General features: G+C 72.4%; 21 protein-coding genes. 5 read left to right on the forward strand and 16 right to left on the reverse strand.

Annotated elements, in window-relative coordinates:
- Positions 1 to 204: 204 nt before the first annotated feature.
- On the reverse strand, positions 205 to 1,635 hold the full coding sequence (gene ahcY / locus ACH34S_RS03755) for an adenosylhomocysteinase (RefSeq protein ID WP_395950946.1): 1,431 nt from the start codon (positions 1,633 to 1,635) through the stop codon (positions 205 to 207).
- 169 nt (positions 1,636 to 1,804) lie between these two features.
- Between ahcY and ACH34S_RS03760 the strand changes: the two genes are divergently transcribed.
- A complete protein-coding gene (locus ACH34S_RS03760; protein ID WP_395950947.1) occupies positions 1,805 to 2,158 on the forward strand; it encodes a MerR family transcriptional regulator in 354 nt (117 codons plus the stop codon).
- A gap of 4 nt (positions 2,159 to 2,162) precedes the next feature.
- Here ACH34S_RS03760 and ACH34S_RS03765 read toward each other — a convergent pair whose 3' ends face one another.
- From ACH34S_RS03765 to ACH34S_RS03795, 7 genes are all read right to left on the reverse strand, one after another.
- Positions 2,163 to 2,834, reverse strand: a complete 672-nt coding sequence (locus ACH34S_RS03765) for a response regulator (RefSeq protein WP_395950948.1) — start codon at positions 2,832 to 2,834, stop codon at positions 2,163 to 2,165.
- Positions 2,835 to 2,876: 42 nt separating this feature from the next.
- On the reverse strand, positions 2,877 to 4,463 hold the full coding sequence (locus ACH34S_RS03770) for a sensor histidine kinase (RefSeq protein WP_395950949.1): 1,587 nt from the start codon (positions 4,461 to 4,463) through the stop codon (positions 2,877 to 2,879).
- 446 nt (positions 4,464 to 4,909) lie between these two features.
- Positions 4,910 to 5,869 (reverse strand): cation diffusion facilitator family transporter, encoded by a 960-nt coding sequence (locus tag ACH34S_RS03775; protein WP_395950950.1) that lies wholly within the window; start codon positions 5,867 to 5,869, stop codon positions 4,910 to 4,912.
- Between the two features lie 2 nt (positions 5,870 to 5,871).
- Positions 5,872 to 7,026: an SIS domain-containing protein gene (locus ACH34S_RS03780; protein WP_395950951.1), complete on the reverse strand. Its 1,155-nt coding sequence runs from the start codon at positions 7,024 to 7,026 to the stop codon at positions 5,872 to 5,874.
- Entirely contained in the window at positions 7,023 to 7,205 is a 183-nt protein-coding gene (locus ACH34S_RS03785; RefSeq protein WP_395950952.1) for a Trm112 family protein, read from the reverse strand. Before ACH34S_RS03785 ends, ACH34S_RS03780 begins: the two co-directional genes overlap by 4 nt.
- 61 nt (positions 7,206 to 7,266) lie before the next feature.
- A complete protein-coding gene (locus ACH34S_RS03790; RefSeq protein ID WP_395950953.1) occupies positions 7,267 to 8,622 on the reverse strand; it encodes a phosphomannomutase/phosphoglucomutase in 1,356 nt (451 codons plus the stop codon).
- Between the two features lie 114 nt (positions 8,623 to 8,736).
- Positions 8,737 to 9,117 (reverse strand): DUF3499 domain-containing protein, encoded by a 381-nt coding sequence (locus ACH34S_RS03795; RefSeq protein WP_132173385.1) that lies wholly within the window; start codon positions 9,115 to 9,117, stop codon positions 8,737 to 8,739.
- Positions 9,118 to 9,284: 167 nt separating this feature from the next.
- On the opposite strand from ACH34S_RS03795, the gene ACH34S_RS03800 reads away from it, so the two are divergent.
- Entirely contained in the window at positions 9,285 to 9,713 is a 429-nt protein-coding gene (locus ACH34S_RS03800; RefSeq protein WP_395950954.1) for a metallopeptidase family protein, read from the forward strand.
- A gap of 2 nt (positions 9,714 to 9,715) precedes the next feature.
- Here ACH34S_RS03800 and ACH34S_RS03805 read toward each other — a convergent pair whose 3' ends face one another.
- From ACH34S_RS03805 to ACH34S_RS03820, 4 genes are all read right to left on the reverse strand, one after another.
- Positions 9,716 to 11,251, reverse strand: coding sequence for a DUF5719 family protein (locus tag ACH34S_RS03805; protein ID WP_395950955.1), 1,536 nt, complete (start codon positions 11,249 to 11,251; stop codon positions 9,716 to 9,718).
- The gene (locus tag ACH34S_RS03810; protein WP_395950956.1) at positions 11,248 to 14,532 is read right to left on the reverse strand and encodes a glycosyltransferase family 2 protein; all 3,285 of its coding nucleotides are present in this window, start codon (positions 14,530 to 14,532) and stop codon (positions 11,248 to 11,250) included. The genes ACH34S_RS03805 and ACH34S_RS03810 overlap by 4 nt, the downstream gene beginning before the upstream one ends.
- Before the next feature lie 288 nt (positions 14,533 to 14,820).
- Positions 14,821 to 15,036 carry a WhiB family transcriptional regulator gene (locus ACH34S_RS03815; RefSeq protein ID WP_171064042.1) on the reverse strand — a complete coding sequence of 72 codons (216 nt, stop codon included), beginning with the start codon at positions 15,034 to 15,036 and terminating at the stop codon, positions 14,821 to 14,823.
- Positions 15,037 to 15,282: 246 nt separating this feature from the next.
- Positions 15,283 to 16,278 (reverse strand): hypothetical protein, encoded by a 996-nt coding sequence (locus ACH34S_RS03820; protein ID WP_395950957.1) that lies wholly within the window; start codon positions 16,276 to 16,278, stop codon positions 15,283 to 15,285.
- A 260-nt stretch (positions 16,279 to 16,538) separates the two neighbouring features.
- Between ACH34S_RS03820 and cofD the strand changes: the two genes are divergently transcribed.
- The 3 genes from cofD to ACH34S_RS03835 all read left to right on the forward strand — a co-directional run bounded on the left by cofD (position 16,539) and on the right by ACH34S_RS03835 (position 21,416).
- Entirely contained in the window at positions 16,539 to 17,492 is a 954-nt protein-coding gene (gene cofD, locus ACH34S_RS03825) for a 2-phospho-L-lactate transferase (RefSeq protein WP_395950958.1), read from the forward strand.
- On the forward strand, positions 17,489 to 18,775 hold the full coding sequence (locus ACH34S_RS03830) for a coenzyme F420-0:L-glutamate ligase (protein WP_395950959.1): 1,287 nt from the start codon (positions 17,489 to 17,491) through the stop codon (positions 18,773 to 18,775). The genes cofD and ACH34S_RS03830 overlap by 4 nt, the downstream gene beginning before the upstream one ends.
- A 91-nt stretch (positions 18,776 to 18,866) precedes the next feature.
- Positions 18,867 to 21,416, forward strand: a complete 2,550-nt coding sequence (locus ACH34S_RS03835; protein WP_395950960.1) for a bifunctional FO biosynthesis protein CofGH — start codon at positions 18,867 to 18,869, stop codon at positions 21,414 to 21,416.
- Here the strand turns inward: ACH34S_RS03835 and ACH34S_RS03840 are convergent, their stop codons facing one another.
- From ACH34S_RS03840 to ACH34S_RS03855, 4 genes are all read right to left on the reverse strand, one after another.
- Positions 21,417 to 22,337 (reverse strand): LysR family transcriptional regulator, encoded by a 921-nt coding sequence (locus ACH34S_RS03840; protein WP_395950961.1) that lies wholly within the window; start codon positions 22,335 to 22,337, stop codon positions 21,417 to 21,419.
- A 311-nt stretch (positions 22,338 to 22,648) separates the two neighbouring features.
- A complete protein-coding gene (locus tag ACH34S_RS03845; protein WP_395950962.1) occupies positions 22,649 to 23,560 on the reverse strand; it encodes a DNA-3-methyladenine glycosylase family protein in 912 nt (303 codons plus the stop codon).
- Positions 23,561 to 23,609: 49 nt separating this feature from the next.
- Complete coding sequence (locus ACH34S_RS03850; RefSeq protein WP_395950963.1) at positions 23,610 to 24,677, reverse strand: sugar phosphate nucleotidyltransferase; 1,068 nt, start codon at positions 24,675 to 24,677, stop codon at positions 23,610 to 23,612.
- Between the two features lie 28 nt (positions 24,678 to 24,705).
- Positions 24,706 to 25,839 carry a glycosyltransferase family 4 protein gene (locus tag ACH34S_RS03855; protein ID WP_395950964.1) on the reverse strand — a complete coding sequence of 378 codons (1,134 nt, stop codon included), beginning with the start codon at positions 25,837 to 25,839 and terminating at the stop codon, positions 24,706 to 24,708.
- Positions 25,840 to 25,875: the final 36 nt, after the last annotated feature.

Below are 25,875 nucleotides of genomic sequence, written 5' to 3' on the forward strand. Positions count from 1 at the left end.
ACCCACGTGTGCACTCACCCCCGCCACCGCCGCGACCACGCGACGACCTCGATCACCGCGATCGCGTGCGAAGCCGGTTTCAAGCGAAGCGAGAAACCGATCGCGCAGCGAGCCGCCAGGCGAGTCGAAGCGATGCTAGCGATCGCCGCGTTTCTCGACGATGGAGGCCCGCCAGGGCCGAAGGAGGAGAGAAATGCAATGAACTCAGTAACGGTAGTGGTCGGGCTTGTAGGGCCCCTCGACGTGGACGCCGATGTAGGCGGCCTGCTCCTTGGTCAGCTCGGTGAGCTTGACGCCGAGGGCGTCGAGGTGGAGGCGGGCGACCTTCTCGTCCAGGTGCTTCGGCAGGACGTACACGCCGACCGGGTACTCCTCGGTCTTGGTGAACAGCTCGATCTGCGCGATGACCTGGTTGGTGAACGAGTTGGACATGACGAACGACGGGTGGCCGGTGGCGCAGCCGAGGTTCATCAGGCGGCCCTCGGCCAGCACGATGATGGAGTGGCCGTCCGGGAAGCGCCACTCGGCGACCTGCGGCTTGACCTCGATCTTCTCGATGCCGGGCGTCTTGGCGAGGCCCGCCATGTCGATCTCGTTGTCGAAGTGCCCGATGTTGGACACGATCGCCTGGTGCTTCATCCGGGCCATGTGGTCGGCCGTGATGATGTTGAAGTTGCCGGTGGTGGTGACGAAGATGTCGGCGGTCTCGACGACGTCGTCCAGGGTGGTGACCTGGAAGCCGTCCATCGCGGCCTGCAGCGCGCAGATCGGGTCGATCTCGGTGACGATCACGCGGGCGCCCTGGCCGCGCAGCGCGTCCGAGCAGCCCTTGCCGACGTCGCCGTAGCCGCAGACGACCGCGACCTTGCCGCCGATCAGCACGTCGGTGGCGCGGTTCAGGCCGTCGATCACGCTGTGCCGGCAGCCGTACTTGTTGTCGAACTTCGACTTGGTGACCGAGTCGTTGACGTTGATCGCCGGGAACGCGAGGGTGCCGGCCTTCGCCATCTCGTAGAGGCGGTGGACGCCGGTCGTGGTCTCCTCGGTGACGCCCTTGATCGCGGCGGCCGTCTCCGTCCAGCGGCCTGGCCGCTCCGCGATGGTGCGGCGGAGGGTGTCGAGGACGATGCCCAGCTCCTCGGGGTCGTCCTCCGTCGCGGTGGGGACGACGCCGGTCTTCTCGTACTCGGCGCCCTTGTGGACGAGGAGGGTCGCGTCGCCGCCGTCGTCCAGGATCATGTTCGGGCCGGTGCCGTCCGGCCACTGGAGGGCCTGGTCGGTGCACCACCAGTACTCTTCGAGCGTCTCGCCCTTCCAGGCGAACACCGGGACGCCCTTCAGGTCGTCCACGGTGCCGTCCTTGCCGACGACGACCGCGGCGGCCGCGTGGTCCTGGGTGGAGAAGATGTTGCAGGACACCCAGCGGACGTCGGCGCCCAGCTCCACCAGCGTCTCGATCAGCACGGCGGTCTGGATCGTCATGTGCAGCGAGCCCATGATCTTGGCGCCGCGCAGCGGCTTGGCGGCGGAGTACTCCTCGCGCACCGCCATCAGGCCCGGCATCTCGTGCTCGGCGAGCCGGATCTCCCGGCGCCCGAAATCGGCCAGCGAAAGGTCGGCGACCTTGTAGTCCATGCTTCCGTTGCTCCTTGGTCCGCGGGTGCGCGGGTAGGCGAATCGGTACGCGAGGTTCGGGGTTGACGCGGGGTGTGCGCCTGCGTCACGTCCGCGAGTCTAAGGGCGGCGACCGGCCGCGGGCACGGTCGGAGGCGACTTTCTAACACAGATTTGTCAGAATCGGCTCATGCGCATCACGGAGGCCGCCCGGCGGCTCGGCACCTCGCCCCGCATGCTCCGCTACCGCGAGGCCCTCGGGCTGCTGCCCGTCACCCGGGAGGCGTCAATCGCCAGGCGCGGCGGCGGGCACCGCCGGTTCGGCGATGCCGAGCTGCGGGCGGTCGCGCTCGCCCTCGCGCTGGAGAAGCGCTACGACATCGGCCCGGCGGAGCTGGCGTTCGGGCTGCGCGTCCTGGCCGAGCCGCAGGTGCAGGCCCATGTGCGCGAGCTGGGCGAGCGCATCGGGCGGCTGTCCGCGCCGCCGACCCGCGCGCTCGACTTCGAGAAGGAGAAGGCGATGCGCCTGCTCCGCCGCCGGTGACGGGTCAGGTGGCGTTCTCGCCCGGGACGACGACACCCGACTCGTAGGCGAGCATGACCGCCTGCGCCCGGTCGCGCAGGCCGAGCTTGGTGAAGACGCGGGCCACGTGCGTCTTGACGGTGTGCTCGCTGACGACGAGCTGCGCCGCGATCTCCCCGTTGGACAGGCCGCCCGCGATCAGGACGAGCACCTCCGTCTCCCGCGCCGTCAGCGTGGCCAGCTCGGAGGGCGCCTGCGGCCGGTTGCGGCGCTGCTTGGTGAACTCGCGGATGAGGCGTCCGGTGACCTGCGGGGCGAGGAGCGAGTCGCCGCGCGCCACGACCCGGACGGCCGACACCAGCTCGTCGGCGGTGGCGTCCTTCAGCAGGAAGCCGCTGGCGCCAACGGCGAGCGCGTCGTAGACGTACTCGTCCACGTCGAACGTGGTCAGTACCAGCACCCGGACGTTCTCCGAGCCTGGCAGGGACAGGATGCGCTTGGTGGCCTCGATGCCGTCCATGCCGGGCATCCGGATGTCCATGACGACGACGTCGGGTCGGCTGCGCTCGGCGATCCGGACCGCCTCGCGCCCGTCGCCGGCCTCGCCGATCACGGTGATGTCGTCCTGGGCGGCGAGCAGGGCCGCGAACCCGGCCCGGACGATCGTCTGGTCGTCGACGATCAGCACGTTGATCACCGCTGCCGCCCCGCGGGCGCGGCGACGGCGGCGATGACGGGGTCAGGCGCCGCCGGGAGGCGCCTCGGAGCCGTGTCCACGGGTGGAATTCCCTTCCCTCGTCAGCGGAAGCTCGGCCTCCACCAGGAACCCGCCCTGTGCGGCCGGGCCGGCGGAGAACCGCCCGCCCAGCATGGTCGCACGTTCCCGCATCCCGACGAGGCCATGTCCGCCACCCGACCCGTCTAGGCCACCTTGCTCTTGGGAGGCATCCGGCTGCGGCGTCTCCAGGCGGGTGCGCCCGACGTCCACTGAGGTGGGGCCTGCGGGGTCGTCGCGGTGCAGGACTTTGGTCTGGGACGGTCCAGGCCCGGACGCCCCGCTGTCATGGACGCGCACGGCCAGCCGGTCCGGCAAGAACGTCAGATCGACGCGGACCCCAGCCCCCGGCGCGTGGCGGCGCGCGTTCGTCAGCGCCTCCTGGACGATCCGGTACGCCGACAGCTCGACCGTCGTCGACAGCATGCGCGGGTCGCCGTGCACGGCGAGGTCGACGTGCCCGCCCGCGCCGCGATGCTGCTCGATGAGGTCGGGCAGCCGGTCCAGGCGCGGCTGCGGGGAGGTGGCCGCGTCCGGTTCCGGTTTCGCGTCGGCGCGCAGCACGCTGAGCAGCCGCCGCATCTCCACCAGCGCCTCCCGCGCCGTCTTGGCGATCTCGGTGTATCCGGCGCGCGCCTCGGGCGACAGGTTCTCCATCGTGTACGGGGCCGTCTCCGCCTGCACCGCGATCATGGAGACGGAGTGCGCGACGACGTCGTGCAGCTCCCGGGCGATCCGGGCGCGCTCCCGCATCACCGCCTGCTCCCGCTGGACGACGGTGAGCCGGGTCAGGGTCTCGTTGGTGCGCTCGGCCGCCTCCGCCTCGGTCTGGCTGGCGGACTCCACGACGCGGCGCGCGTCGCCGAGCCCGATGGCGGCCAGCACCGCGATGAACACGGCGGGCCAGGGAACGTCGTCCAGCGTGGAGGTGGCCAGGTAGACGACCGCGAGCGTGACCACGCTGCCGACCGCGAGGACGCCGGTCGACTGGCGGGGCAGCTGCCGGCCCAGCGCGTACAGCGTGTACAGGGCCGCGAAACCGGTGGTGACCAGCAGGGTCTCCCCGGTGAGCAGGGTCGCGGCGACCGCGCCGAGCACGATGGCCGCGACCGGGCGCAGGTTCTCCCGGCGCCAGCCGAGCGGGAGCGTGGACGCGACCGCGAACCCGCCCGCGAGGCTCAGCGGCGAGTCGGCGCGCGGCGCCAGCTCGGCGAGCGCGGCGATGGTGAGGGCCACGCCGGTCAGCGGCGCGAAGTACCAGGAGCCGACGACCTCGCGCCAGGTGTTGATCCAGCGGGGCAGCGGCGCGGTCGCCCCGTCCGCGACGGGCATGCCCCCGGGACCCGGCCGGCGTCCGGCGCCGCCGTTCAGCCGCGCGACGAGGCGCACCGCCAGCGGACGCAGCAGGGTGCCGATCCCCGTGAGGATCCACAGCAGCAGCTGCCCGACCCCCGCCACGATCCGGCCGGACAGCCGCCACGCGTGCGTCGCGACGGCAGGGCCGAACCCCGCGGGGCCGGGTCCGGTCCGGGCCTTGTCATCGGTGCTCACGACTCAATACTGACCGCTGAGGCGTGCTCTCACCTCACCACGCGGATGTATGCGGGCGGCCGGGCTCCGTCTGGAGTACCACCCGTTTTCCCTCCTTGAGGGGGACGTGCCGGAGACCGCCGCGAACGTAGTGTTCTAACCGTGACCGCGACGGCGGCGGCTCCGGCGTAGGGGGTTCGGGGCGGCTGCCGCGGTCACACCAGAACCGCCCGGTGTTCAGGGGTCCGGGCGGGGAGGCATGGGAAAGCACCTCGCCGGACGGCCGTGGTTCGCGCCTCTTCGGAGGCACACGCCGGTCTAGCCTGGGCTGGGGTCGGCCGGCACGGCATCGGCCGTCCGGCGAGGGGTCCCATGTTCCTCCGGCCCCGCGCGGCCGGCTAGTCAGGATCATGACCGGTCGGGATCACGACCGCGGTCAGCGCGACGCGGGGCTCCGAGGCGTCGGATCAGTCCTTCTCCAGAGTCGGGGACGCCGTGCCCGCGACGGTCTTGCCGGCGGGCTCGTCCAGTGCCGGCTCCAGGTAGATCAGCTTCGCCTCCGGGAACCGCTCCCGGATCTTGGCCTCGGCGGCGTCGATGCCGCGGGCCACGTCCGCGGCCGTGTCGTCGTGGCTGACGGCGATCTTGGCGGCGATGAGGAGCTCGTCCGGGCCGAGGTACTCCGTGCGCATGTGGATGAGGTGGTCGACCTGCTCGACCGACTCCAGCGCCTCGACGATCGCCCGCTCGTGCTCGGGCGTGACGCCCTCGCCGATCAGCAGGCTCTTGGTCTCGATCGCCAGGATCGTCGCGACCACGGCGAGCAGCACGCCGATCGCCACGGTGCCGATGCCGTCCCACACGCCGTCGCCGGTCGCCACGGCCATCGAGACGCCGAACAGCGCGAGGAGCAGGCCGACGAGGGCGGCGAGGTCTTCCAGCAGGACGACGGGCAGCTCGGGCGCCTTGGCGCGGCGGATGAACGACCACCAGGACTGGTCGCCGCGCACCCGGTTCGACTCGACGATCGCGGTGCGGAACGAGAAGATCTCCATGATGATCGCGACGATCAGCACCCCGAACGCCCAGCCCGGTGCCTTGACCTCCTCCGGGTGGGAGATCTTGTGGTAGCCCTCGTACAGCGAGAAGACCGCGCCGACGGTGAACAGCACGACCGCGACGACGAACGCGTAGAAGTAGCGCTCGCGGCCGTAGCCGAACTGGTGCTGCTGCGTCCGCTCGCGCCTGGAGCGCTTGCCGCCGAGGAGCAGCAGTCCCTGGTTCCCCGAGTCGGCCATCGAGTGGATCGACTCGGCGAGCATCGACGACGAACCGGTGAACGCGAACGCGACCATCTTCGAGACCGCGATCCCGAGGTTGGCGGCCAACGCGGCGACGATGGCCTTGGTTCCGCCCTCAGCACTCATCTCTAAGCAATCCTCGCTTTTAGCTCTTGAATGGCAGGCACCGGAGTGGGATCCACACCCAGCGCGATAGCCAAGTAAACCGTGACATAGTCAGCCAGCGCGATCAGAGTCGCGATTCTCTCCAGCGGATGCTCGCCCTCGGCCCCGATCTCGGTGACCGCCACGCCCCGGTCGCGGGCGATCCGGACGGACGCGTCGCACCGCTTGCGGATCTGCGGATGCTCCTCCACGTCCCGCATCAGGACGAGGTGCAGGCCGTGCTCGGGGTCGTCCGCCCGGTCACGGAAGAAGTCGTCGGGGTCGGAGGAGCCAGAGGAAGCTACGCCGCCGCCGCGCCCGAAGTGGCCGTCGAACACCATCACCTGGTTGTGGCCCGCCTCCGGGACCTCGCCGAACACGCCCGGGTACTTGGCGTTCTCGTTGAGCTGGCAGCACAGCCGGTACGCCGCCGTCGCCGCCAGCGGGGACGACCCCCAGACGAGGGGCACGTCGCCCGCGATTTCGAGCGCCATCCGCTTGGCCGGGTTGAGGAACGGTTCGCTGGACGGGCGGCACCGGTGCGCGATGTCCTCCAGCAGCGCGGCCGTCGACTCGAAGACCATCTCGGGCACGTCCGCCAGCCCCAGCGTGCGCGCCGCGACCACCAGCGGGATCGTGAGACCCCACAGCGTCGAACGCGGCTGCCCCACCGAACGCACTGGGACGAACACGCCGCGGCTTCTGCCGGACAACTCCGCGAGCGGCGAATCCGGCCCGCCGACGAACAGCAGCCTGCATCCACGGCGGGCCGCCTCTGCGGCGACCTCAAGGGTCTCTTCGGTCGTCCCAGAGCAGGAGACCGCGATGACGAGGTCGGCGGCGCCGACCCAGCCGGGCAGCCGGTAGCCGCGCACCGTCGTCACCGGGACCGCGCAGCCCACACCGCACACCGCGGCGAGGACGTCGCCGGAGATGCCCGAGCCGCCCATGCCGGCGATCACGATCGCGCGGGGCCTGCCGTCCTCGGCGAGCCGGGCGATGCCGGCCTCGGCCGCCGCGCGCTGCGCCTCCCGCACCTGTGCCGCCGACGAGGCGACCTGCCGGAGCATCCCCCCGGGATCGGCTTCCTCGGCCTTCGCCGCGTCGTCCAGCCGCGCCGGATCGAGACCCGAGATCACGGAGCGGGGGTCCTGGCCTCGTCGACCAGCAGGACGGGGATGTCGTCGCGGACGGGGTAGGCGTAGCGGCACGAACCGGTGCACACCAGCTCGCCGGCCTCCTCGTCGGCGCGCAGGTCGCCGCCGCAGTTGGGGCAGGCGAGGATCTCCAGCAGCCAGGAGTCGAGCTTCATTGTCATGGCAGCGTCACTTCTCCCTCTCGGTGACTTCTCGCGCGGCCCGTCGCTTCTTCGCGGCCGGTCACTTCTTCCGGACCAGGGCGAGGACTTCGTCGCGGATCGCCGCCATGGTCGCGTCGTCGGCAGCCTCCGCGTTGAGGCGCAGCAGCGGCTCGGTGTTGGACGGCCGCAGGTTGAACCACCATCCGGCGGCGTCGTCGCGCACGGTGAGGCCGTCGAGCTCGTCGATCGCGATCCCGGGCCGTCCGGCGAAGGCGGCGCGGACGTTGCCGGCGGCGGCGTCCTGGTCGGCGACCTCGCTGTTGATCTCGCCGGACGCGACGTAGCGCGTGTACTCGCCGAGCAGCTCCGACAGCGGCCCGTCCTGCTCCCCGAGCGCGGCGAGGACGTGCAGGGCGGCCAGCATGCCGGAGTCGGCGAACCAGAAGTCGCGGAAGTAGAAGTGCGCCGAGTGCTCGCCGCCGAACACCGCGCCCGTCTCCGCCATCGTCTGCTTGATGAACGAGTGCCCGACCCGCGTCCGGACCGGCGTCCCGCCGTGCTCGGCGATGATCTCCGGGACGGCCTTCGACGTGATCAGGTTGTGCACGATCGAGGAGCCGGGGTGCTTGGCCAGCTCTCGCGTCGCGACCAGCGCGGTGATCGCGGACGGGGCGACGATCTCGCCGCGCTCGTCCACGACGAAGCAGCGGTCGGCGTCGCCGTCGAAGGCCAGCCCGATGTCGGCGCCCGTCTCGCGGACCTTGGCCTGCAGGTCGCGCAGGTTCTCCGGCTCGATCGGGTTGGCTTCGTGGTTGGGGAAGGTGCCGTCGAGCTCGAAGTACAGCGGCACCAGGTCGATCGGCAGGCCCTCGAACACGGACGGGACGGTGTGGCCGCCCATGCCGTTGCCGGCGTCCACGACGACCTTGAGCGGGCGGATCGACGACAGGTCGACCAGCGTCTTCAGATGGTCGGCGTAGCCCTTGAGGATGTCGCGGCGCGAGACCGTCCCCGGCGCGCCGTCGTAGGCCGGGACGCCGCCCGCGATCATGTCGCGGATCTCGGTGAGGCCGGTGTCGCGGCCGACCGGGCGGGCACCCGAGCGGCACAGCTTCAGCCCGTTGTACCGGGCGGGGTTGTGGCTCGCGGTGAACATCGCGCCGGGCAGGTCGAGGCTGCCGCTGGCGTAGTACAGCATGTCGGTGGAGCCGAGGCCCGCCTCGATCACGTCCGCGCCCTGGGACGTCGCGCCGCGCGCGAACGCCTCCGCGAGCGGGACGGACGACTCCCGCATGTCGTGGGCGGTGACGACGGCGTCCGCGCCCGTCACCCGCACGAACGCCGCACCGGCCGCCTCCGCGACGGCGGGGTCGAGTTCGTCCGGTACGACGCCGCGGATGTCGTACGCCTTGAAGATCTTGGCGAGGTCGCCCACTCCTGCTCCCTGTTCGCTGAGCCCGGTCCCAAAGAAACGGGGTTCACGAGCCTACCGGGAAGCCCGGACGCGACCCGCCGCGACGTCGCCGGCGATCCCGGGCGAAGGTGGCGGTCACTCCTGGCCGGGCTGGGTTCCCGCGGGTTCCGAGCGCAGCACCCGCAGATGGCCGCGGCGGCCGACCTCCGTGCCCTGCCCGACCGGCTCGTGGCCGGTGCCGGGGGCGGGCCGCGCGGCCTCGCGGACGGCGTCGGCGAGGGCCTCCAGGTCGTCGGCGCTCGGCTCGGTCTCCTCCTCGACGGGGAGCCGCACCAGTTCCCAGCCCATCGGGGCGGTGAGCCGCTCCGAATGCTCCGCGCACAGGTCATAGCAGTGCGGCTCGGCGTACGTGGCGAGCGGACCCAGTACCGCGGTGGAATCGCGGTAGACGTACGTGAGCGTGAACACTGCGGGCGCCTTGCAGGCGGTACGAGAGCAGGTGCGGACGGGGCTCACGATGGCTGACCGTACCTCCCTCCCACCGGCTCCGCCACCACCGGGCCGAACGTGTCGCCGTTACCGGTGGATTTACGGGACAACGGCTACATTCCGTGTGGGAGCGAACCCATACCGTGCGGCCCTCCGCATCTGTGTTCGGGGAGGTGGAGAGGTACGCTTGTGGCGTGCGATCCCGTGTGGCAGGCGTACGGCGCCGCGATCGGCACGGCCGTGGCGTACGTGGTCCTCTGACGCCCCCGCAGGCTCCGGTCTCACGCACCCGCGCGGAACGGTTCGACGACCTCGTCGACGACGAGGTGCGGCGGCTCGGCGGCCGCTGGGGCCGCGAGCTGGCCCGGGTGCGGTTCACGGTCGAGGAGGTGCCGAGCGTCGAGCCGTGGTTCGACGGCCCGGTCCCGCTCGGCCGGACGATTCCGGGGGAGGGCAAGCGTCCGGTCCGGATCACCGTGTATCGGCGTCCGGTGGAGGCGCGGGCGAAGGGCGAGGCCGAGCAGGCCCGCCTGATCCGCGATCTGCTGGTCGAGGAGGTCGCCGATCTCCTCGGCCTGTCCCCCGAGTCCGTCGACCCGAGCTACGACTCCCCGGACGACTAGCCCTAGCCCGGGATCAGCGCGCCCTGGGAGCCGGCGGTGTCGGGCAGGTGGACGATCGTCGCGGCGGGCATGATCGGCAGGACGGTGAACAGGTAGTCGTCGTCCTTGCCCCTGGCGAGCGTCCGCGACGCGTGGACGGGCCCTGAACCCGGCTTCGGGATGATCACGACGCCGTAGGCGGTGTCGTCCTTCGCGCCCCCGTTCGGGACGGCGAGCGCGGTCTCGACGCTGCGTCCCGCCGGGATCCTGACCTCCTGCGGGGCGCTCCTGCCCGTGGCGTTCATGGTCGTGACCTCGACGGTCGCCGCGCCGGACGGGGCCGTCAGGACGAGCGAGGAGTCGAACCGGTTGCCGGCCACGATGCCGGGCCCCGATGCGCTCAGCGGCGGCGTGGCCGCCCCGTAGGCGATGTCCGCGCCGCGCTCGGCGGCGAAGCCCGCGACGATCGGGCGGTCCGCGACGAGCCGGACGGCCCCGGCCTTGGCCACCAGAGCGCCGTCGATGGCCAGGGACGTGACGGTCTTGGCGGGCGCGTCGAGGACGTCCTGGCCCTGCGGGGCGAACGCGCCGTCCTTCGTGATCACCTGCATCCTGATCCGGGCGTCCGCCTCGCCGGGCACGGAGACCAGCAGCCGGCGCTTCCCGGACCCGCCCGGCACGCCGGGCACGACGAGCGACGACGCGGGCGCGGGCGCGCTCGGCAGCCACTCGATGCCCTTCTCCTCCCCGGCGCGGACGCGCACGGACGCGGCGACCCGCCCGCCGTTGGTCCGGACGCGCAGCGCGAGGTCGGCGGCCGGCTTCACGATGTCGCCGAGCCCCTCCGCCGAGCCGCCGAGCTTCACGACCCGGGTGGTGTAGGGGTCGACGCGGGTGCCGCGGCCGTCGGTCGTGTCGAGCGGGCCCTCGCCGGACAGGGCGGTGAGGTCCACGGACGCGGGCTGGGAGTCGACGTTGGTGAGGTAGAGGTCGATCTCGTCGGCGGCGACCGGGCCGGGGCCGATGAACCACTGGTCGGTGGTGGGCGCGGCGCAGCGGGCGCCCGCGAGACCGCGGTCGTCGCCCTCGTCCTCGTAGGTGGTCTGCTCGGCCGCCAGCCCGGCCGCCATGGCGCCGGTCGCGCGGAGGGTGTAGGAGTCGTCGCCGGACTTGGTGTCCTTCTCCCAGCCCTGCCCCGGCGCCGTCATGGAACCGATCGCGGCGCCGCCCTTCGTCGGCGCCATGTCCACGCGGCCGCCCCTCCCAGGAGCGGGGAGGGACTGGACGGCGAGCCGCCCGCCCTCGTGGCCGGGGCAGACCAGCACCGCGGACGTGACCGGGGCGTCGTGGCCGTTCGCCGAGGCGTCCCCAGGACGGGAGAAGGTCGCGGCCCCGTACAGCGCGGCGACGCCGACGAGCATGAGCGCGGCGGTCGCGTACCGCATGCCGATGACGCGCAGCAGCCGGTCCCTGTCCATGAGCTCGTCCGTGCTGACGAGCTTGCGCGCGTCCGCGAGCCTGCGCGGGTTCAGCGTGCCCAGGAGCTTCCGCGGGTTCACGAGACCTCCTCCGGCTTCGGCTCCTCCGCGGAGGACGGCGGCTCGTGCTCGACGCGGACGTGGTTCCCGCGGCCGCGCCCGCGCCGCCCGCCGCGCCGTCCACCGCCTCCGCCGCGCCGTCCCCGGCGCCGTTCGCGCTCGCTGGTGAACATGAGGGTGTCCGCCTGCGCGCCGGGCAGGGCGAGGACGGCGACGAGCAGCACGGCGACGCCCTGGACGACGAGCCAGGTGTGCCGCATCGTCATGGACCTGGTCAGCTCGAACTCGCCTCCGGCGGCGGGAATGACGTAGCCCTGCGCCCAGCCGTCCACTTCACGTTCCTTGAGTTCCTTGCCGTTCAGGGTGGCGTCCCAGCCACCGTCGGCCGGTTCGGCAAGGAGGAGGGTGCGGGTGCCGTTTCCGGGCGGGATCTGCATGCGGGCGTCGATCCGTCCGGCGGGGAGGGGGGTGACGGTGGGTCCGTCCAGAAGCATCATGCGGGCGGACGGCGATTGGAGGCGCCACACCGCGAACGTTTCCGTGCGGCTGAGGCGCGTCAGTTCGGGAGCCGCGTCGAGGACGCCCGTGACGGGGTCCTTCTTGGGGTGCGGCACAAGGATGTACTGGACGCCCATACGGGTCAGTGCGGACCCGTCGTCGCCTTCGCGTCCGGCTGCCAGTCCGGCTACTAGGTCGTCCAGGCGGTCGTGGGCTTCGCTGTCGTCCGCGACTTCGGATTCGCCGATCCGTGGACGGGCGTCCCTGAGCAGGGTGTAGGAAACGCGTCCGCTCGGCTCCTTGTGCAGGACGAGTGTCCTCACCCCACCCCCGTGGACGAACGCGGGAACGGCGTCCGGGTCGATCTTCCCCAGCGGCCCGCCCGCGCCGCCCGCCACCCAGAACCCGGCGGCCAGCAGGGGCGCGGAGAGCGCGGCGAGCACGACGACCGCGCCGCCCGCCTTCGCGATCAGCCGGTCGCTCGCCAGCACCTCCGTCCCGCGCTGGACGGCCGCCGTCGCAGCGAGCAGCACCCCGCCGCCCGCGAAGATCAGCGCGACGCCGGGCCAGCCGGGTGCCTCGTCCGCGCCCTTGGCGACGGTCGCGGCGCTGATCAGGATCGCGACGAGCAGCCCGAAGACGCCGAGCAGCCAGCCCGCCAGCACGGCGTAGCGGCGGCCGCGCAGCGGCAGCGCGCACACGGCCAGGGCGAGGAGCCCGGCGAGCGCCCACGGCTCGGGCGTGCCGGGCCCGCCCGGGACGAGCGCGAGCAGTTCGGCCGCGGTGGCGGGCTCGAACCGGCGGTGCAGGCCCGCCTCGACGAGGAAGCGCGACGGGTTCAGCAGCAGGCCGGCCGTCCACGGGAGCATCAGCAGCGGCGGCACGCCGAGCGCGATCGCGACGTTGCGGCGCGCCCGCCCCCGGGGCCGGTCGAACAGCGCCCACCCGGTCGCGGCGGCGATCACGGCGATCAGCCAGGTGAGCGGGACGAACGCCATCGCGACGGCGAGCAGCAGCGCCGCCGCCCAGGCCGCCCGGCCCGCGCGCTTGCGCCGCGTCCGGACGTCGAGCGCGGCGGCCTCCGAGCGCGGCAGCCCGTACACGCGGGCGATGTTCACGGCGATCAGCGGGAGCAGCACGAGAACGACGGCGGTACCGAGCCGCCCGCCCGCGATGGCGCCGGTCGCGGCGGGCAGCAGCGCGTACCCGGCGGCGAACCAGGCCCGGACGGCGGTGGCCGGGACGCGGCGGACCTTCGCGGGCGCGCGGCGTCCCTTCCGCGGTTTCCGGGATGGCTCGGGCATCGGCGCGTCCGTCACCAGCAGCCGGGACGCGCGGTAGGCGGTGAGGCCCGCGAGCGGCACGCTGCCGAGCAGCAGGATCGACACCGCCAGCCACGGCTTGCCGAGCGTCACCGTCGACAGGACGGCGAGGACCCCGACATACGGCGGGCTGCCCGCGTCGCTGCCGAGCCCGACCGGATGCCAGCCGGACAGGTACTGCGCCCACAGGTCGCTCGCGCCGCCCCACGCGGGGACGAGCGCGCCGCCGCCGAGCCGTCCGCCGGCGGTGAGCAGGGAACGTTCCGCGGCGACCGTCACCGCCGCCAGCGCCAGGACGATCATGACGCCGGGCCGGGCGAGGAGGCGGCGGATCGGGCCCGGCTCCGCGTCGGACGGGGTCTCCTCCTCCTCGCGGTTCTCGCGTTCGCGTTCCCGTTCGTGGGCGGCGAGGTACTCGGAGATCGCCTCGAACGTCCGGCGCATCACGACCCATCTGGGCTGGAAGCGCCGGACGGTGCGGTACACGCGTTTGCGGCCGTCCGCGCGGGCCGCCCGCGCCGCCCGGATCCGGCCCGGGTCGCGCAGGACGTCGCCGATCGCCCGGAGCTCCTCCCGGGCCGCGACCGGCTGCTTGGTGGCCGCCAGGAACAGCGCGTGCGCGAGGGACGCCCACACGTTGCGCAGCAGCGACCGCAGCATCGCGCCGAGCGGCAGGTTGGCGAGCAGCGTATGGACGGCGTTGCGGCGGTCGCGGCGGGCCGGATGCTCGGCGGTCATGCCGATCTCGCGGAGCCCGCGCCGGGACGCCTCCGCGTGGTACACGACCGCGTCCGTCGCGGTCACGACCCGGTGGCCGGCGGCGTGCACCCGCCAGCAGAAGTCGAGGTCGTCGCAGAAGATCCCGTAGTCGGCGTCGAAGCCGCCGAGCCCGTCCCACACGTCGCGGCGGACCAGCATCCCGGCGCTGCCGACCGACAGCACGTCCCGGACGCCGTCGTGCTGCCCCTGGTCGAACTCGTGCCGGTCCAGGCCCGTCTCGCGGCGCCCGGCGGCGTCGGCGGTGACACCGACCTCCCGCAGGACGCGCCGGTCGTCCCAGTCGCGGACCTTCGGGCCGAGGACCGCGATGCTCGGGTCTGTGTCCGCGGTCCGCAGCAGCTGGGCGAGCGCGTCGTGGGCGGGCGTGGAGTCGTCGTGCAGCAGCCAGATCCACTCGGTGCGGGGCTGGCCGGCGGCGCCCGGATCGTCGTCGGGGACGGGCGCGGACGCGGCGTCCTGCTGGAGCGCCTCCGCGACGGCCTCCCCGTACCCGGTGGTGCGGGGCAGCGTGAGTATCTTCTCCGCGCCGACGACCTCGGCGAGGACGGCCGGCCCGCGGTCGCGGCTTCCGGTGTCCACGGTCACGACGCGCTGCGCGGGACGCGACTGCGTCAGCAGCGCCTTGAGCGTCTCCGGAAGCCACCGCGCACCGTCGTGCGCGACGAGGACGGCCGTGACGATGTGGCGATCGAGAGTGAACATTTTTCATCCGGCCTGTCCGCAGGGGGGCGACCGGTCCGTGCCAACCGAGGAGGAAAAGTGTTCATTGGGGGGCAAGGATCGCTCGATCTGTGGGACGACAGGTTCAGCTCTGATTCATCAGCAAGCCGTGCCGGCCCTGGGGCCGACACGGCTGATAACTGTACGCGCGGCCGCATGGGACACGCCTCGTATCTCGCAGATCCGCGGGGTCGTGACCGGGTCTCCCCTACCCGGCCCCTCCCCACCGATTTCCGCCGATTCCCTTCCCGCCGCTGCCCGGCGACGGCGTCAGACGGCCTGGCGCTTCAGCTTGCGACGTTCCCGCTCGGAGAGCCCTCCCCAGATGCCGAAACGTTCATCGTGCTGCAGCGCGTACTCCAAGCACTCCGTACGCACCTCGCACGCCCGGCACACCTTCTTGGCCTCGCGAGTGGAGCCGCCCTTCTCCGGAAAGAACGCCTCCGGGTCCGTCTGCGCGCACAGGGCGCGCTCCTGCCAGCCCATCTCTTCGCCGTCTGTGCCGTGCGCCAGCGGGATGACCACCTCGCTCACAGCGCACCTCCCTGCCCGTGGAACCCCCTGGTCAACGCCTTCCCTTCGGTACTTCCCCCGAGAAGACGTTGAAACTACACCGACGAAATTACACGCGTGTAGCGCCGTCCCCGTCAAGCCGATAGAGCTTTCCGGGGCGACAAAGCGGGTTATGCCGGGATGGGCCGGGACGGCTTGATCACAAAATCCGGGACAGGATCACTGGGGCGGCGGGGGACGGTTGTCCCGGTACCAGTCGCCGCCGTCCTGCTCGCCGGCGCCCGGCTGGGGCGGTGCGGGCTGCGTGCCCTGCGGCCCCTGCTCCTGACCGCCGCCGCTGCCGCCGTACGCGCGGGTCCACTCGCCCATCTCTTCCTGCTCGGTGGGCTGCTGACCCTGCTGGTAGCCGTACTGCTGCTGCTGGTAGTCCTGCTGCTGGCCCTGGCCGTACGCCTGCTGGTCGTACTGCTGCTGCCCGTACTGCTGTTGCTGGCCGTACTGCTGCTCCTGGCCGTACTGCTGCTGCTGCTCGTACTGCTGCTGCTCGTACTGCTGCTGCTCGTAGCCCTGCTGCGGCGCCTGCTGGCCTTCCGCGCCCGGCTGCTGCTGGCCGTACTGCTGATACTGCTGGTACTGCTGCTGGCCGTACGCCTGCTGGCCGTAGCCCTGCTGCTGCCCCGGCGGCACGGCCTGGCCGGGCTGGCCGGGCTGGCCGGGCTGGCCCTGCTGGTATCCGAATTCGCCGTAGCCCGGCTGCATGGGCGTCTGCGGGCGCGCCGGCTGCAGACCCTGGAACACCGTGTAGACGTACCATCCGCCGACGGCCACGACCGCGATCTTCCCGGCGCCCACCAGGAACACCGACAATTTCGTGAGTGCTCTCGTGGTGTCGGAGTCGGCGAGCATTCCGGCGAGCCAGCAGATGACGCCGAACAGCGCGATACCGCCGAGAACGCCGAGCGCGCCCATGACGATCGTCCGGGCCTGCGGCGTGGGCGTCTCGCCCCACGTCACCAGCAGGACCGCCAGGACGAGCAGGCCGACCGTCCCGAACTGGAGGAACACCCCGTCGCGGGTCTCGATCAGCGCGCTGAGCGTGAAGGGGCCGTCGTCGCCGAGAAGCAGGATGATCCCCGCCAGCAATTGCAAACCCGCCGCGGCGAGCAGACCCCAGGCGGCCGGTTCGCGCAGGCGCTGGACGGCTTCCTTGTTCACGGTGAATTCTCCCAGACCGAGGCAATCCGATTACACGGCAAAGCTTTGCACACCTTATCCCCCCGGGGGGCGACCCCCTGGAACCCCCGTCGCGGTCGGCGAACCGTTTCCCGAGCCGCTGGCGCGTCTCGTGAAACGGCCCGCCGACCGTCGGGTCGTGCGACCTCCGGGCGCTGGGCGCCCTCCGGCCGCACGACCCGTAATCCCGGCTGAGGTCCTGGCCAAGAGGGATGTCCCCCTGGGCTAATACAGTTCTTCCTATGAAGATCGTGGCATTGGCGGGCGGGATCGGGGGGGCCCGGTTTCTGCGTGGGCTCCGGGGGGCGGTGCCCGCGGCCGAGATCACCGTGATCGGGAACACCGGGGACGACATCTCCCTGTTCGGGCTGCGGGTCTGCCCCGATCTGGACACCGTGATGTACACGCTCGGCGGCGGCATCAACGAGGAGCAGGGCTGGGGACGGGCCGGCGAGACGTTCACCGTCAAGGAGGAGCTCGGCGCGTACGGGGTCGGGCCGGGCTGGTTCGGGCTGGGCGACCGCGATTTCGCGACGCACATCGTCCGGACGCAGATGCTCGCCGCCGGATACAAGCTGTCGGCGGTGACCGAGGCATTGTGCGACCGGTGGAAGCCGGGCGTGCGGCTGATCCCGATGACCGACGACCAGGTCGAGACGCACGTGGTGATCGAGGACGAGCGCGGGCGGCGCGCGATCCATTTCCAGGAATGGTGGGTGCGGCTGCGGGCGTCGGTCCCGGCGCTGTCGATCGCGGCGGTGGGGGCGGAGGAGTCCAAGCCCGCGCCGGGGGTTTTGGAGGCGATCGGGGCCGCTGATTTCGTGCTGCTTCCGCCGTCCAATCCGGTGGTGAGCATCGGGACGATCCTGGCCGTGCCCGGGATCCGGGACGCGATCGCGGCCAAGACCGTCGTCGGGGTCTCGCCGATCATCGGGGGCGCGCCCGTGCGCGGGATGGCGGACGCCTGCCTGACCGCGATCGGCGTGGAGACGTCGGCCCGCGCGGTCGCCGAGCTGTACGGGCTCGGGCTGCTGGACGGCTGGCTCGTCGACGAGGCCGACGCGGACGTGCGGGTGGAGGGCATCGAGGTCCGGTCGCGGCCGCTGCTGATGAGCGACCCGGACGCCACGGCGGCGATCGGGCAGGCCGCCGTCGATCTCGCCATGGAGCTGAAGCGGGCGGAGGAGGCCGGATGAGGCTGGAGATCTTCGGAGTCGGTGGGCTGCCGGAGGTCGCGGCCGGTGACGACATCGCGGCGCTGCTCCCGGATGGGACGCTGGCAGATGGTGACGTGCTCGTCGTGACGTCCAAGATCGTCAGCAAGGCGGAGGGGCGGGTCCTGGTCGCGGACGACCGGGAGAAGGCCATCGACGCCGAGACCGTGCGGGTCGTGGCGCGGCGTTCCCATGCGCGGGGCGAGACGCGGATCGTGGAGACGCGGCAGGGGCTCGTGCTGGCGGCGGCCGGGGTGGACTCGTCCAACACGGCGGCGGGGACCGTGCTGCTGCTGCCCGAAGACCCGGACGCTTCTGCACGCCGTATCCGCGCGGGCGTGCGGGAGAAGGCCGGGGTGGACGTCGCCGTGATCGTGTCCGACACGCTCGGGCGGCCCTGGCGGAACGGGCTGACGGACGCGGCGATCGGCATCGCGGGCCTGGAGCCGCTGCACGACCTGCGCGGCCAGGACGACGCGCACGGGAACCGGCTCGAAGCCACGATCACCGCGGTCGCCGACGAGATCGCGGCCGCGGCGGAGCTGGTGAAGGGGAAGCTCGACGGGGTGCCGGTCGCGGTCGTGCGCGGGCTGGCGGGGCTGGTGACGCGGGAGGACGGGCCGGGCGCGCGGGCACTGGTACGCCCGGCCGGGGAGGACATGTTCCGGTGGGGGCCGTCGGAGGTGCTCGGGGCGCGGCGGACCATTCGCGAGTTCACGGGTGCGCCCGTCGACCCGGCGGCGGTGCGGCGCGCGGTCGCCGCCGCGATCACCGCTCCGGCGCCGCACCACACGACGCCGTGGCGGTTCGTCCTGCTGGAGTCGATGGAGTCACGGACGCGGCTCCTGGACGCGATGCGCGACGCCTGGGAGGCCGACCTGCGCCGCGACGGCTTCTCCGAGGAGTCGATCACCAAGCGGCTGCGGCGCGGCGAGGTGCTGCGGCGTGCCCCGTACCTGGTCGTGCCGTGCCTGGTCATGGACGGTTCGCACGACTATCCGGACGAGCGCCGGTCGCGGGCCGAGCGCGAGATGTTCGTCGTCGCGGCCGGTGCGGGCGTGGAGAACCTGCTGGTCGCGCTGGCGGTGGAAGGGCTCGGCTCGTGCTGGGTGTCGAGCACGATGTTCTGCCGCGACGTCGTCCGCGCATCGCTGGGCCTGCCGGACGATTGGGACCCGATGGGTGCGGTAGGGGTCGGACATCCGGCCGCTCCGCCGCGTGAGCGGCCGCCGCGGAGCCCGGACGATTTCATCGAGATCCGCTGAGTGGGGAATAGGCGGCGGGTGGTCCGGGCTGAGTCAGGTGTTCGATGGTCCGGGCCGATGGCCAATATGACGGTTGGCATAGAGTGCCCGCATGGACGCCATGAGCTCCGCGCTTCGCCGGGCGCTGGCCCGCGCGCGTGACGGCAAGACCCTGGACCGATCCGAGGCCACGACACTGCTGGGCGCCCGCGGGGCGGCGCTCGACGAACTGCTCGCGCACGCGGCCCGCACCCGGGACGCCGGTCTGGACGCCGCCGGGCGTCCGGGCGTCATCACCTACAGCCGCAAGGTCTTCATCCCGCTGACCCGCCTGTGCCGGGACCGCTGCGGGTACTGCACGTTCGCGACCGTCCCGCACAGGCTGGACGCGCCCTACCTGAGCCCGGACGAGGTGCTGGAGATCGCGCGGCGGGGCGCGGAAATGGGCTGCAAGGAGGCCCTGTTCACGCTCGGCGACCGTCCCGAGGACCGGTGGAAGCAGGCCCGCGAGTGGCTGGACGCGCACGGCTACGACGACACGCTCTCCTACGTCCGGGCGATGGCGATCCGGGTGCTGGAGGAGACGGGGCTGCTGCCGCACCTGAATCCGGGCGTGCTGACCTGGCGTGACTTCCAGCGGCTGAAGCCGGTCGCGCCGTCCATGGGGATGATGCTGGAGACGACGGCGACGCGGCTGTTCAGCGAGCGCGGCGGGCCGCATTTCGGGTCGCCGGACAAGGACCCGGCCGTCCGGCTGCGGGTCCTGGAGGACGCGGGCCGCACCAACGTGCCGTTCACGACGGGCATCCTGATCGGGATCGGCGAGACGGCCGAGGAGCGCGCGGACGCAATCTTCGAGATCCGGCGGACGATGCGGGAGTACGGCGCGATCCAGGAGGTGATCGTGCAGAACTTCCGCGCCAAGCCCGACACGAAGATGCGCGACACCCCGGACGCCGAGCTGGCGGAGCTGGCCGCGACGATCGCGGTGACGCGGCTCGTCCTCGGGCCGAAGGCGCGGGTGCAGGCGCCGCCGAATCTCGTAGCGGACCAGTTCGCGCTGATGCTGCGGGCCGGCATCGATGACTGGGGCGGCGTGTCCCCGCTGACGCCCGACCATGTGAACCCGGAGCGGCCGTGGCCGCAGATCGACGAGCTGGCGGCGCGGACCGCCGACGCGGGGTTCGAGCTGCGCGAGCGGCTGACGATCTATCCCGAGTACGTGCGGCGCGGCGAGCCGTGGCTCGATCCGCGGCTGGCGGGGCATGTCGCCGCGCTCGCCGACCCGGCGACCGGTCTTGCGCTGGAGGACGCCGTTCTTGAGGGACGTCCCTGGCAGGAGCCCGATGGCGGCTTCGTGGCCTCTGGGCGGACCGAGTTGCACACCGAGATCGATACGGCCGGGCGTAGCAGCGACCGGCGCGACGACTTCGACGAGGTGTACGGCGACTGGGACGCGCTACGCGACCGCATGTCCGCGCCACAGCGTTTCGATGCGGATGTCAAGGCTGCTCTTGCGCGGGCCGAGCAGAACCCCGCGGGGCTGTCGGACGATGAGGCGCTGGCTCTGCTGCACGCTGACGGCGCGGAGCTGGACGCGCTTGCCAGGCTCGCCGACGACCTGCGGCGGGACGCGGTCGGCGATGACGTCACCTATGTCGTCACCCGGAACATCAATTTCACGAACGTCTGCTACACCGGCTGCCGATTCTGCGCGTTCGCGCAGCGCCGCACGGACGCCGACGCCTACACGCTTTCCCTGAGCCAGGTCGGCGACCGAGTGGACGAGGCATGGAGCGCGGGCGCCACCGAAGTCTGCATGCAGGGCGGAATCCATCCCGACCTGCCGGGCACCGCCTATTTCGACCTCGCCCGCGAGGTGAAGCGCCGGGCCCCCGGCATCCATCTGCATTCCTACAGCCCGATGGAGGTCGTGAACGGCGCGTCCCGCACCGATCTGTCGATCCGGGAATGGCTGGAGGCGGCGCGGGAGGCCGGTGTCGACTCGCTTCCCGGGACGGCCGCCGAGATCCTGGACGACGACGTCCGGTGGGTGCTGACCAAGGGGAAACTGCCCTCCGACCAGTGGATCGAGGTCGTCACCACCGCGCACGAGATCGGCATTCCGACGACGTCCACGATGATGTACGGGCACGTCGACACCCCGTCGCACTGGGTGGCGCACATCAAGCTGCTCCGCTCGATCCAGGACCGGACGGGCGGGTTCAGCGAATTCGTGCTGCTGCCGTTCGTCCACCACAACTCGCCCATCTATCTGGCGGGGCTGGCGCGTCCGGGGCCGACGGTCCGGGAGAACGTGGCCGTCCACGCATTGGCGCGCATACTGCTGCACGGCTCGATCTCGAACATCCAGACGTCGTGGGTGAAGCTGGGCGACGAACTGTGCACGCGCGTCCTGCGAGGAGGGGTCAACGACCTGGGCGGGACGCTGATGGAAGAGACCATCAGCCGTATGGCGGGGTCGGAGAACGGGTCCTTCAAGCCCATCAGCGAATTGGAGGCGATTGCGGCGAGCGCGGGCCGTCCCGCCAAACAGCGCACCACGCTCTATGGCGAGGTGCCCGCCGAACGGCTGGAGGCGTCTCGGCGCACGGACGGCATCGGCGATTTCGGGAGGCGCCTGCCGCTCGTCGGGACGTGATCAGCGCACGCCCCGGATGCAGCTGGGGCGGCGCTCGACCAGCTCGTCCGCCGAACGGCGAAGCTCCTCCAGGACGGCGCTGACCGACGGCCGGACGTCCGCGCCGACCCGCGTCCACAGGACCATGCGGCGGTCGACGCGGGCCTCGGCCACGTCCCGGACGACGATGCCCTCCTCCTGCTCGGCGAGCGCCAGGTCGGGGACGAGGCAGACGGCGCCGCCCTGCGCGACCATCGAGAAGATGACCATGAGGTCGTTGGAGCGGTACCGGACGTCCGGCCGGAAGCCGCCGAACTCGACGCAGGTCCGTTCGAGCAGGTCGCCGTGGTTGGTGCCGACATGGCCCGTCGCCCACCGGCAGCCGGCGAGGTCGACCATCCGCACCGGGCCGCCGTCCTGCGCGAGCGGGTGGTCCTCCGGCAGCCCGACCCGCATGACCTCGGTGATGAGCACCTCCGCCGCCAGCTCGGGACGCCGTGGGCGCGGCAGGTGGGAGTACTCGTCGGTCAGCACCACGTCGATCTCCTGAAGCACCAGGGCCTGGAGGACGCGGTGGAACTCCTCGTCCAGGACGTCGACCACAAGCTCCGGATACGCGTCCGCCAGCCGGGGCAGCGCGGGCGCCAGGACGTGCAGCAATGCCGTCTGGAACCCGACCAGCCGGACGACCCCCGCGACCCGCCCGCTCGCCGCGAGCGCCGCCTCCTCCGCGCGCTTCGCCTCCGCCAGCAGCACGTCCGCGTGCTCGGCGAGCACCTCGCCCGCCTGGGTCAGCCGCAGCCGCCGCCCAGCCCGCTCGACCACCGGGACGCCGACGTCTCGCTGCAACTGGGCGAGCTGCTGCGACACGGCGGATGGCGTGTAGCCGAGCGCGTCGGCCACCGCTCCGAGCGTCCCGCGCAGCTTGAGCTCCCGAAGCACGCGCAACCTACCGAGATCCAGCATAGTGAAGAGATTCTTACACAATCCCTCCAGAAACAGTCGCTAGACCTGAACGTTAGACGGAGTCAAACTGATGGTGCGACCGAGAAGGACGGAGACCCCGGCCCACCGATCGCCCCGCGCGGGAACGCTCAGACACTGCGATCCCAAAGGACAGACGATGCTGTACGTACTCGGCCTCATCACCGCACTCGCGATCCTCGGGCCCCTGTTCGGCGCCGACGGCCGCGACGGCCTCGACTGGACCCCGAACAACTTCTGGCTGCGGCGCCGCCCGGCCCCGAAGCAGGTCAGAACGACCGGTAGTCCCGGACGGGCAGCCGGGGGCCGCGCCTCGGCGGACGCCGGCCGGACGATTCCAGCAGCCGGGTGACCCGGTACCGATGACCGGCGTAGGGCTCCAGAAGTTCGAGCATCCCGGCGTCGTCGACCTTGCGGCCCACCAGCGCCCAGCCCACCAGGCCGGGCAGGTGGTAGTCGCCGACGGAGACGGCGTCGGGATCGCCGAGCGCCCGCTGCCTGATCTCGGCGGCCGTCCAGACCCCGATGCCCGGCAGCGACCGCAGCCGCGCCTCCCCCGCGTCCTCCTCCAGCCGTCCCGCGACGCGCGCCGCGCCGATGATCGTCCGGGCCCGGACGGCCTCCAGCCCGGACCGGTGCCACTCCCACGAGGGAATCCGGACCCACACCCCGGGCGGCGGCGGAACCCGCAGGTGGGGCGCGCCGGGCGCGGGCTCCCCGAACCTGCGCAGCAGATATCCCCAGGCCCGCCAGGCCTCCTGCCCGAGCACCTTCTGCTCCATGACCGCCGGGACGAGCGCCTCGAAGACCCGCCGCGTCCGCCCGATCCGCAGCCCCGGCCGCTTCAGCAGCTGCTCCCGGACCACGTCGTGCAGCGGGACGAACCCGTCCGGCTCGTCGGCGGCGCCGAGTAGCTCGGGCACCCCGTCCAGCAGCCACTCCGCCCCCGGGCCCCAAGCCGTGGCCTGGACGGCGACGCCGTCCAGGCAGAGCCGGAGCGTCCCAGGCCCTTCCGGCGTGAAGGACGCTCGCCACACCGACCCGTCCCGCTCGACGCGGGATGCCGGATCGCCCCCGCCCCGCCGATGCGGTGACAGCACGTCGAGCAAGTCGACCGGCCACGGCGGCCGCCACTCCCGGACCCGGCCGGGGAGACGCCCAGCGGTCTTCTCCCCGGCCACACCGGACGAGGGAACTGATGCATCGGGCAAGGTGCGGCTCACAAGGGGGTCAGGCGTCGGTGGAGAAGCGGATGGCTGTCGGCGGGAGTTCGACGCCTGGCCAGACGCGGACGCCGGGGAGCAGTTCGTTGCCGGGGCCGACGACCGCGCCGTCGCCGAGAACGACGCCGTCCAGGACGGCCCCGGGCCCGACCCGGGCACTGCGGCCCAGCACGGAATCGCGGACGGTCGCGCCCTCGGCGACGAAGGCGTCGTCGAGCAGGACGCTGCCCATCACCGTGGCGCCGGACTCGATCACCGCGTTCCGCCCCACGGTGGTGCCGCCGCGCACCACGGCGCCCGCCGCGACGGCCGCGCCGGAGAGGGCGAGGTGCTCGCCTGGTTCGCCGGGCATCGCGGGCGAGGCGAGCGCGCCCATGACGAGGTCGCGGGAACCCTGGACGAACGCCTCCGGGGTGCCGACGTCCAGCCAGTAGGCCGACTCCACGTGGCCCATCACCGTGGCGCCCGACGAGATGAGCGAAGGGAACGTCTCGCGCTCGACGGAGACGACCTCGCCCTCGGGGATCGTGTCGATGGTGGAACGGCGGAACACGTAGCAGCCCGCGTTGATCTGGTTCGTCACCGGATGGGGTGTCTTCTCCAGGAAGGCGGTGACGCGGCCGCCGGAGTCGGTGGGCACGCAGCCGAAGCGGGACGGGTCGTCGACCTCGGTGAGATGGAGCGTGACCGCCGCACCGGACTCCTCGTGCAGCTTGATCTGGGCGCGCACGTCATGGCCGGACAGGATGTCGCCGTTCAGGATCAGGACCGGGTCGTCCGGGCCGCAGGTGAGGGCGGCGGAGGCGTTGCGGATGGCGCCGCCGGTGCCGAGCGGCTCGTCCTCGCTGACGTAGGCGAGGTCGACGCCGTGGGCGTGGTCGCCGAAGGCGGCCTGGAACATCTCGGCCCGGTAGGACGTGGCGAATACGATGCGCTCGACGCCCGCCGCGTGGGCGCGGGCGAGCTGGTGGGCGAGGAACGCCACCCCGGCCGTGGGGAGCAGCGGCTTGGGGGTGGAGATGGTCAGGGGGCGCAGGCGGGTGCCCTGCCCTCCCACCAGGAGGATCGCTTCCACTCGGTTCCTTTCTCGGCTGTGCGCGAGCCTAGCGGGAGGTGTCTGCGGCCCGCTGGTAGGAGGCCATGTGCTCCTTCGCGGACGCCGACCAGGAGAACTGCTGCGCGCGGACGTGCGCGGCGTCGGCCAGCTCGGCGCGGCGGGACGGGTCGTCGATGAGGCCGCCGAGCGCGGCGCCGATCTCGGTCGGGTCCGTCTCGGTGTAGGCGACGGCGTCGCCGCCGACCTCGGGCAGCGGACCACGGCGCGTGGTGAGGACGGGCGCGCCGCACGACATGGCCTCCAGGACGGGCAGGCCGAACCCCTCGCCCCGGGACGGGTGGGCGACGACCACGGCGCCGCCGAAGAAGCCGGGAAGCGCCGACCACGGCAGGTAGCCGGGGCGCAGGACGCGCAGCTCCAGGGGGACGGTGGCGAGGGCCGCGTCGACCTCGTCGTCCCAGCCGCCGCTGCCCGCGAGGACGAGCGCGGGCGGGTCGGACCGGTCCTTGCAGGCCAGCACCCAGCCCCTGATCAGGTTCGGGACGTTCTTGCGCGGTTCGAGCGCGCCCAGGTAGGCGACGTAGGGGCGGCCGTGGAGGCCGAGGCGGTCGGAGACGTACTTGATCTCCGCCTCGGACGGCCGGTGGAACACCTCGTGGTCGACGCCGTGGTAGGCCACGTCGATGTGGTCCGGGTCGGCGGACAGGACGCGGACCAGCTCGTCGCGGGTCGCGTGGGACGGGGCGATCAGGCGGGTGGCGCGGCGCGCGGCGGTGCGGGTCGCGGACTTGATGTAGCTGGTCCGGACGGGATCGTGCACCTCCGGCTCGGCGAACAGCGTCACGTCATGGAGCGTGACCACCGTCGGCAGGACCGCGCTGACCGGCATCGTGTAGGTCGGCAGGTGGATGACGTCGGCCTCGACGAGTTCGGCCACGCGGGGCAGGCCCGACTGTTCCCAGGCCAGGCGGGTCGCGCGGTGTACGAGGGTCGCCGGGCCCGCCACGACGCGGGCGCCGGGGATGAGGCCCTCGTAGCGTTCCTCGTCGGCGCGCTGGCACGCGACGGCGAGATCGGCGCCCTGCTCGTGCAGGCCGACCAGCAGGCCGTCGACGTATCGGCCGAGCCCGCCGCGGTCGGCCGGCACGGCGGTGGCGTCGAGCAGAATCCGAGGCGCCACGGTCCACTCCCCCATCCAGCGCGGTGGCGTAGATCA

It is taken from the genome of Actinomadura sp. 3N508, from assembly GCF_044326375.1.
GTDB lineage: Bacteria > Actinomycetota > Actinomycetes > Streptosporangiales > Streptosporangiaceae > Spirillospora.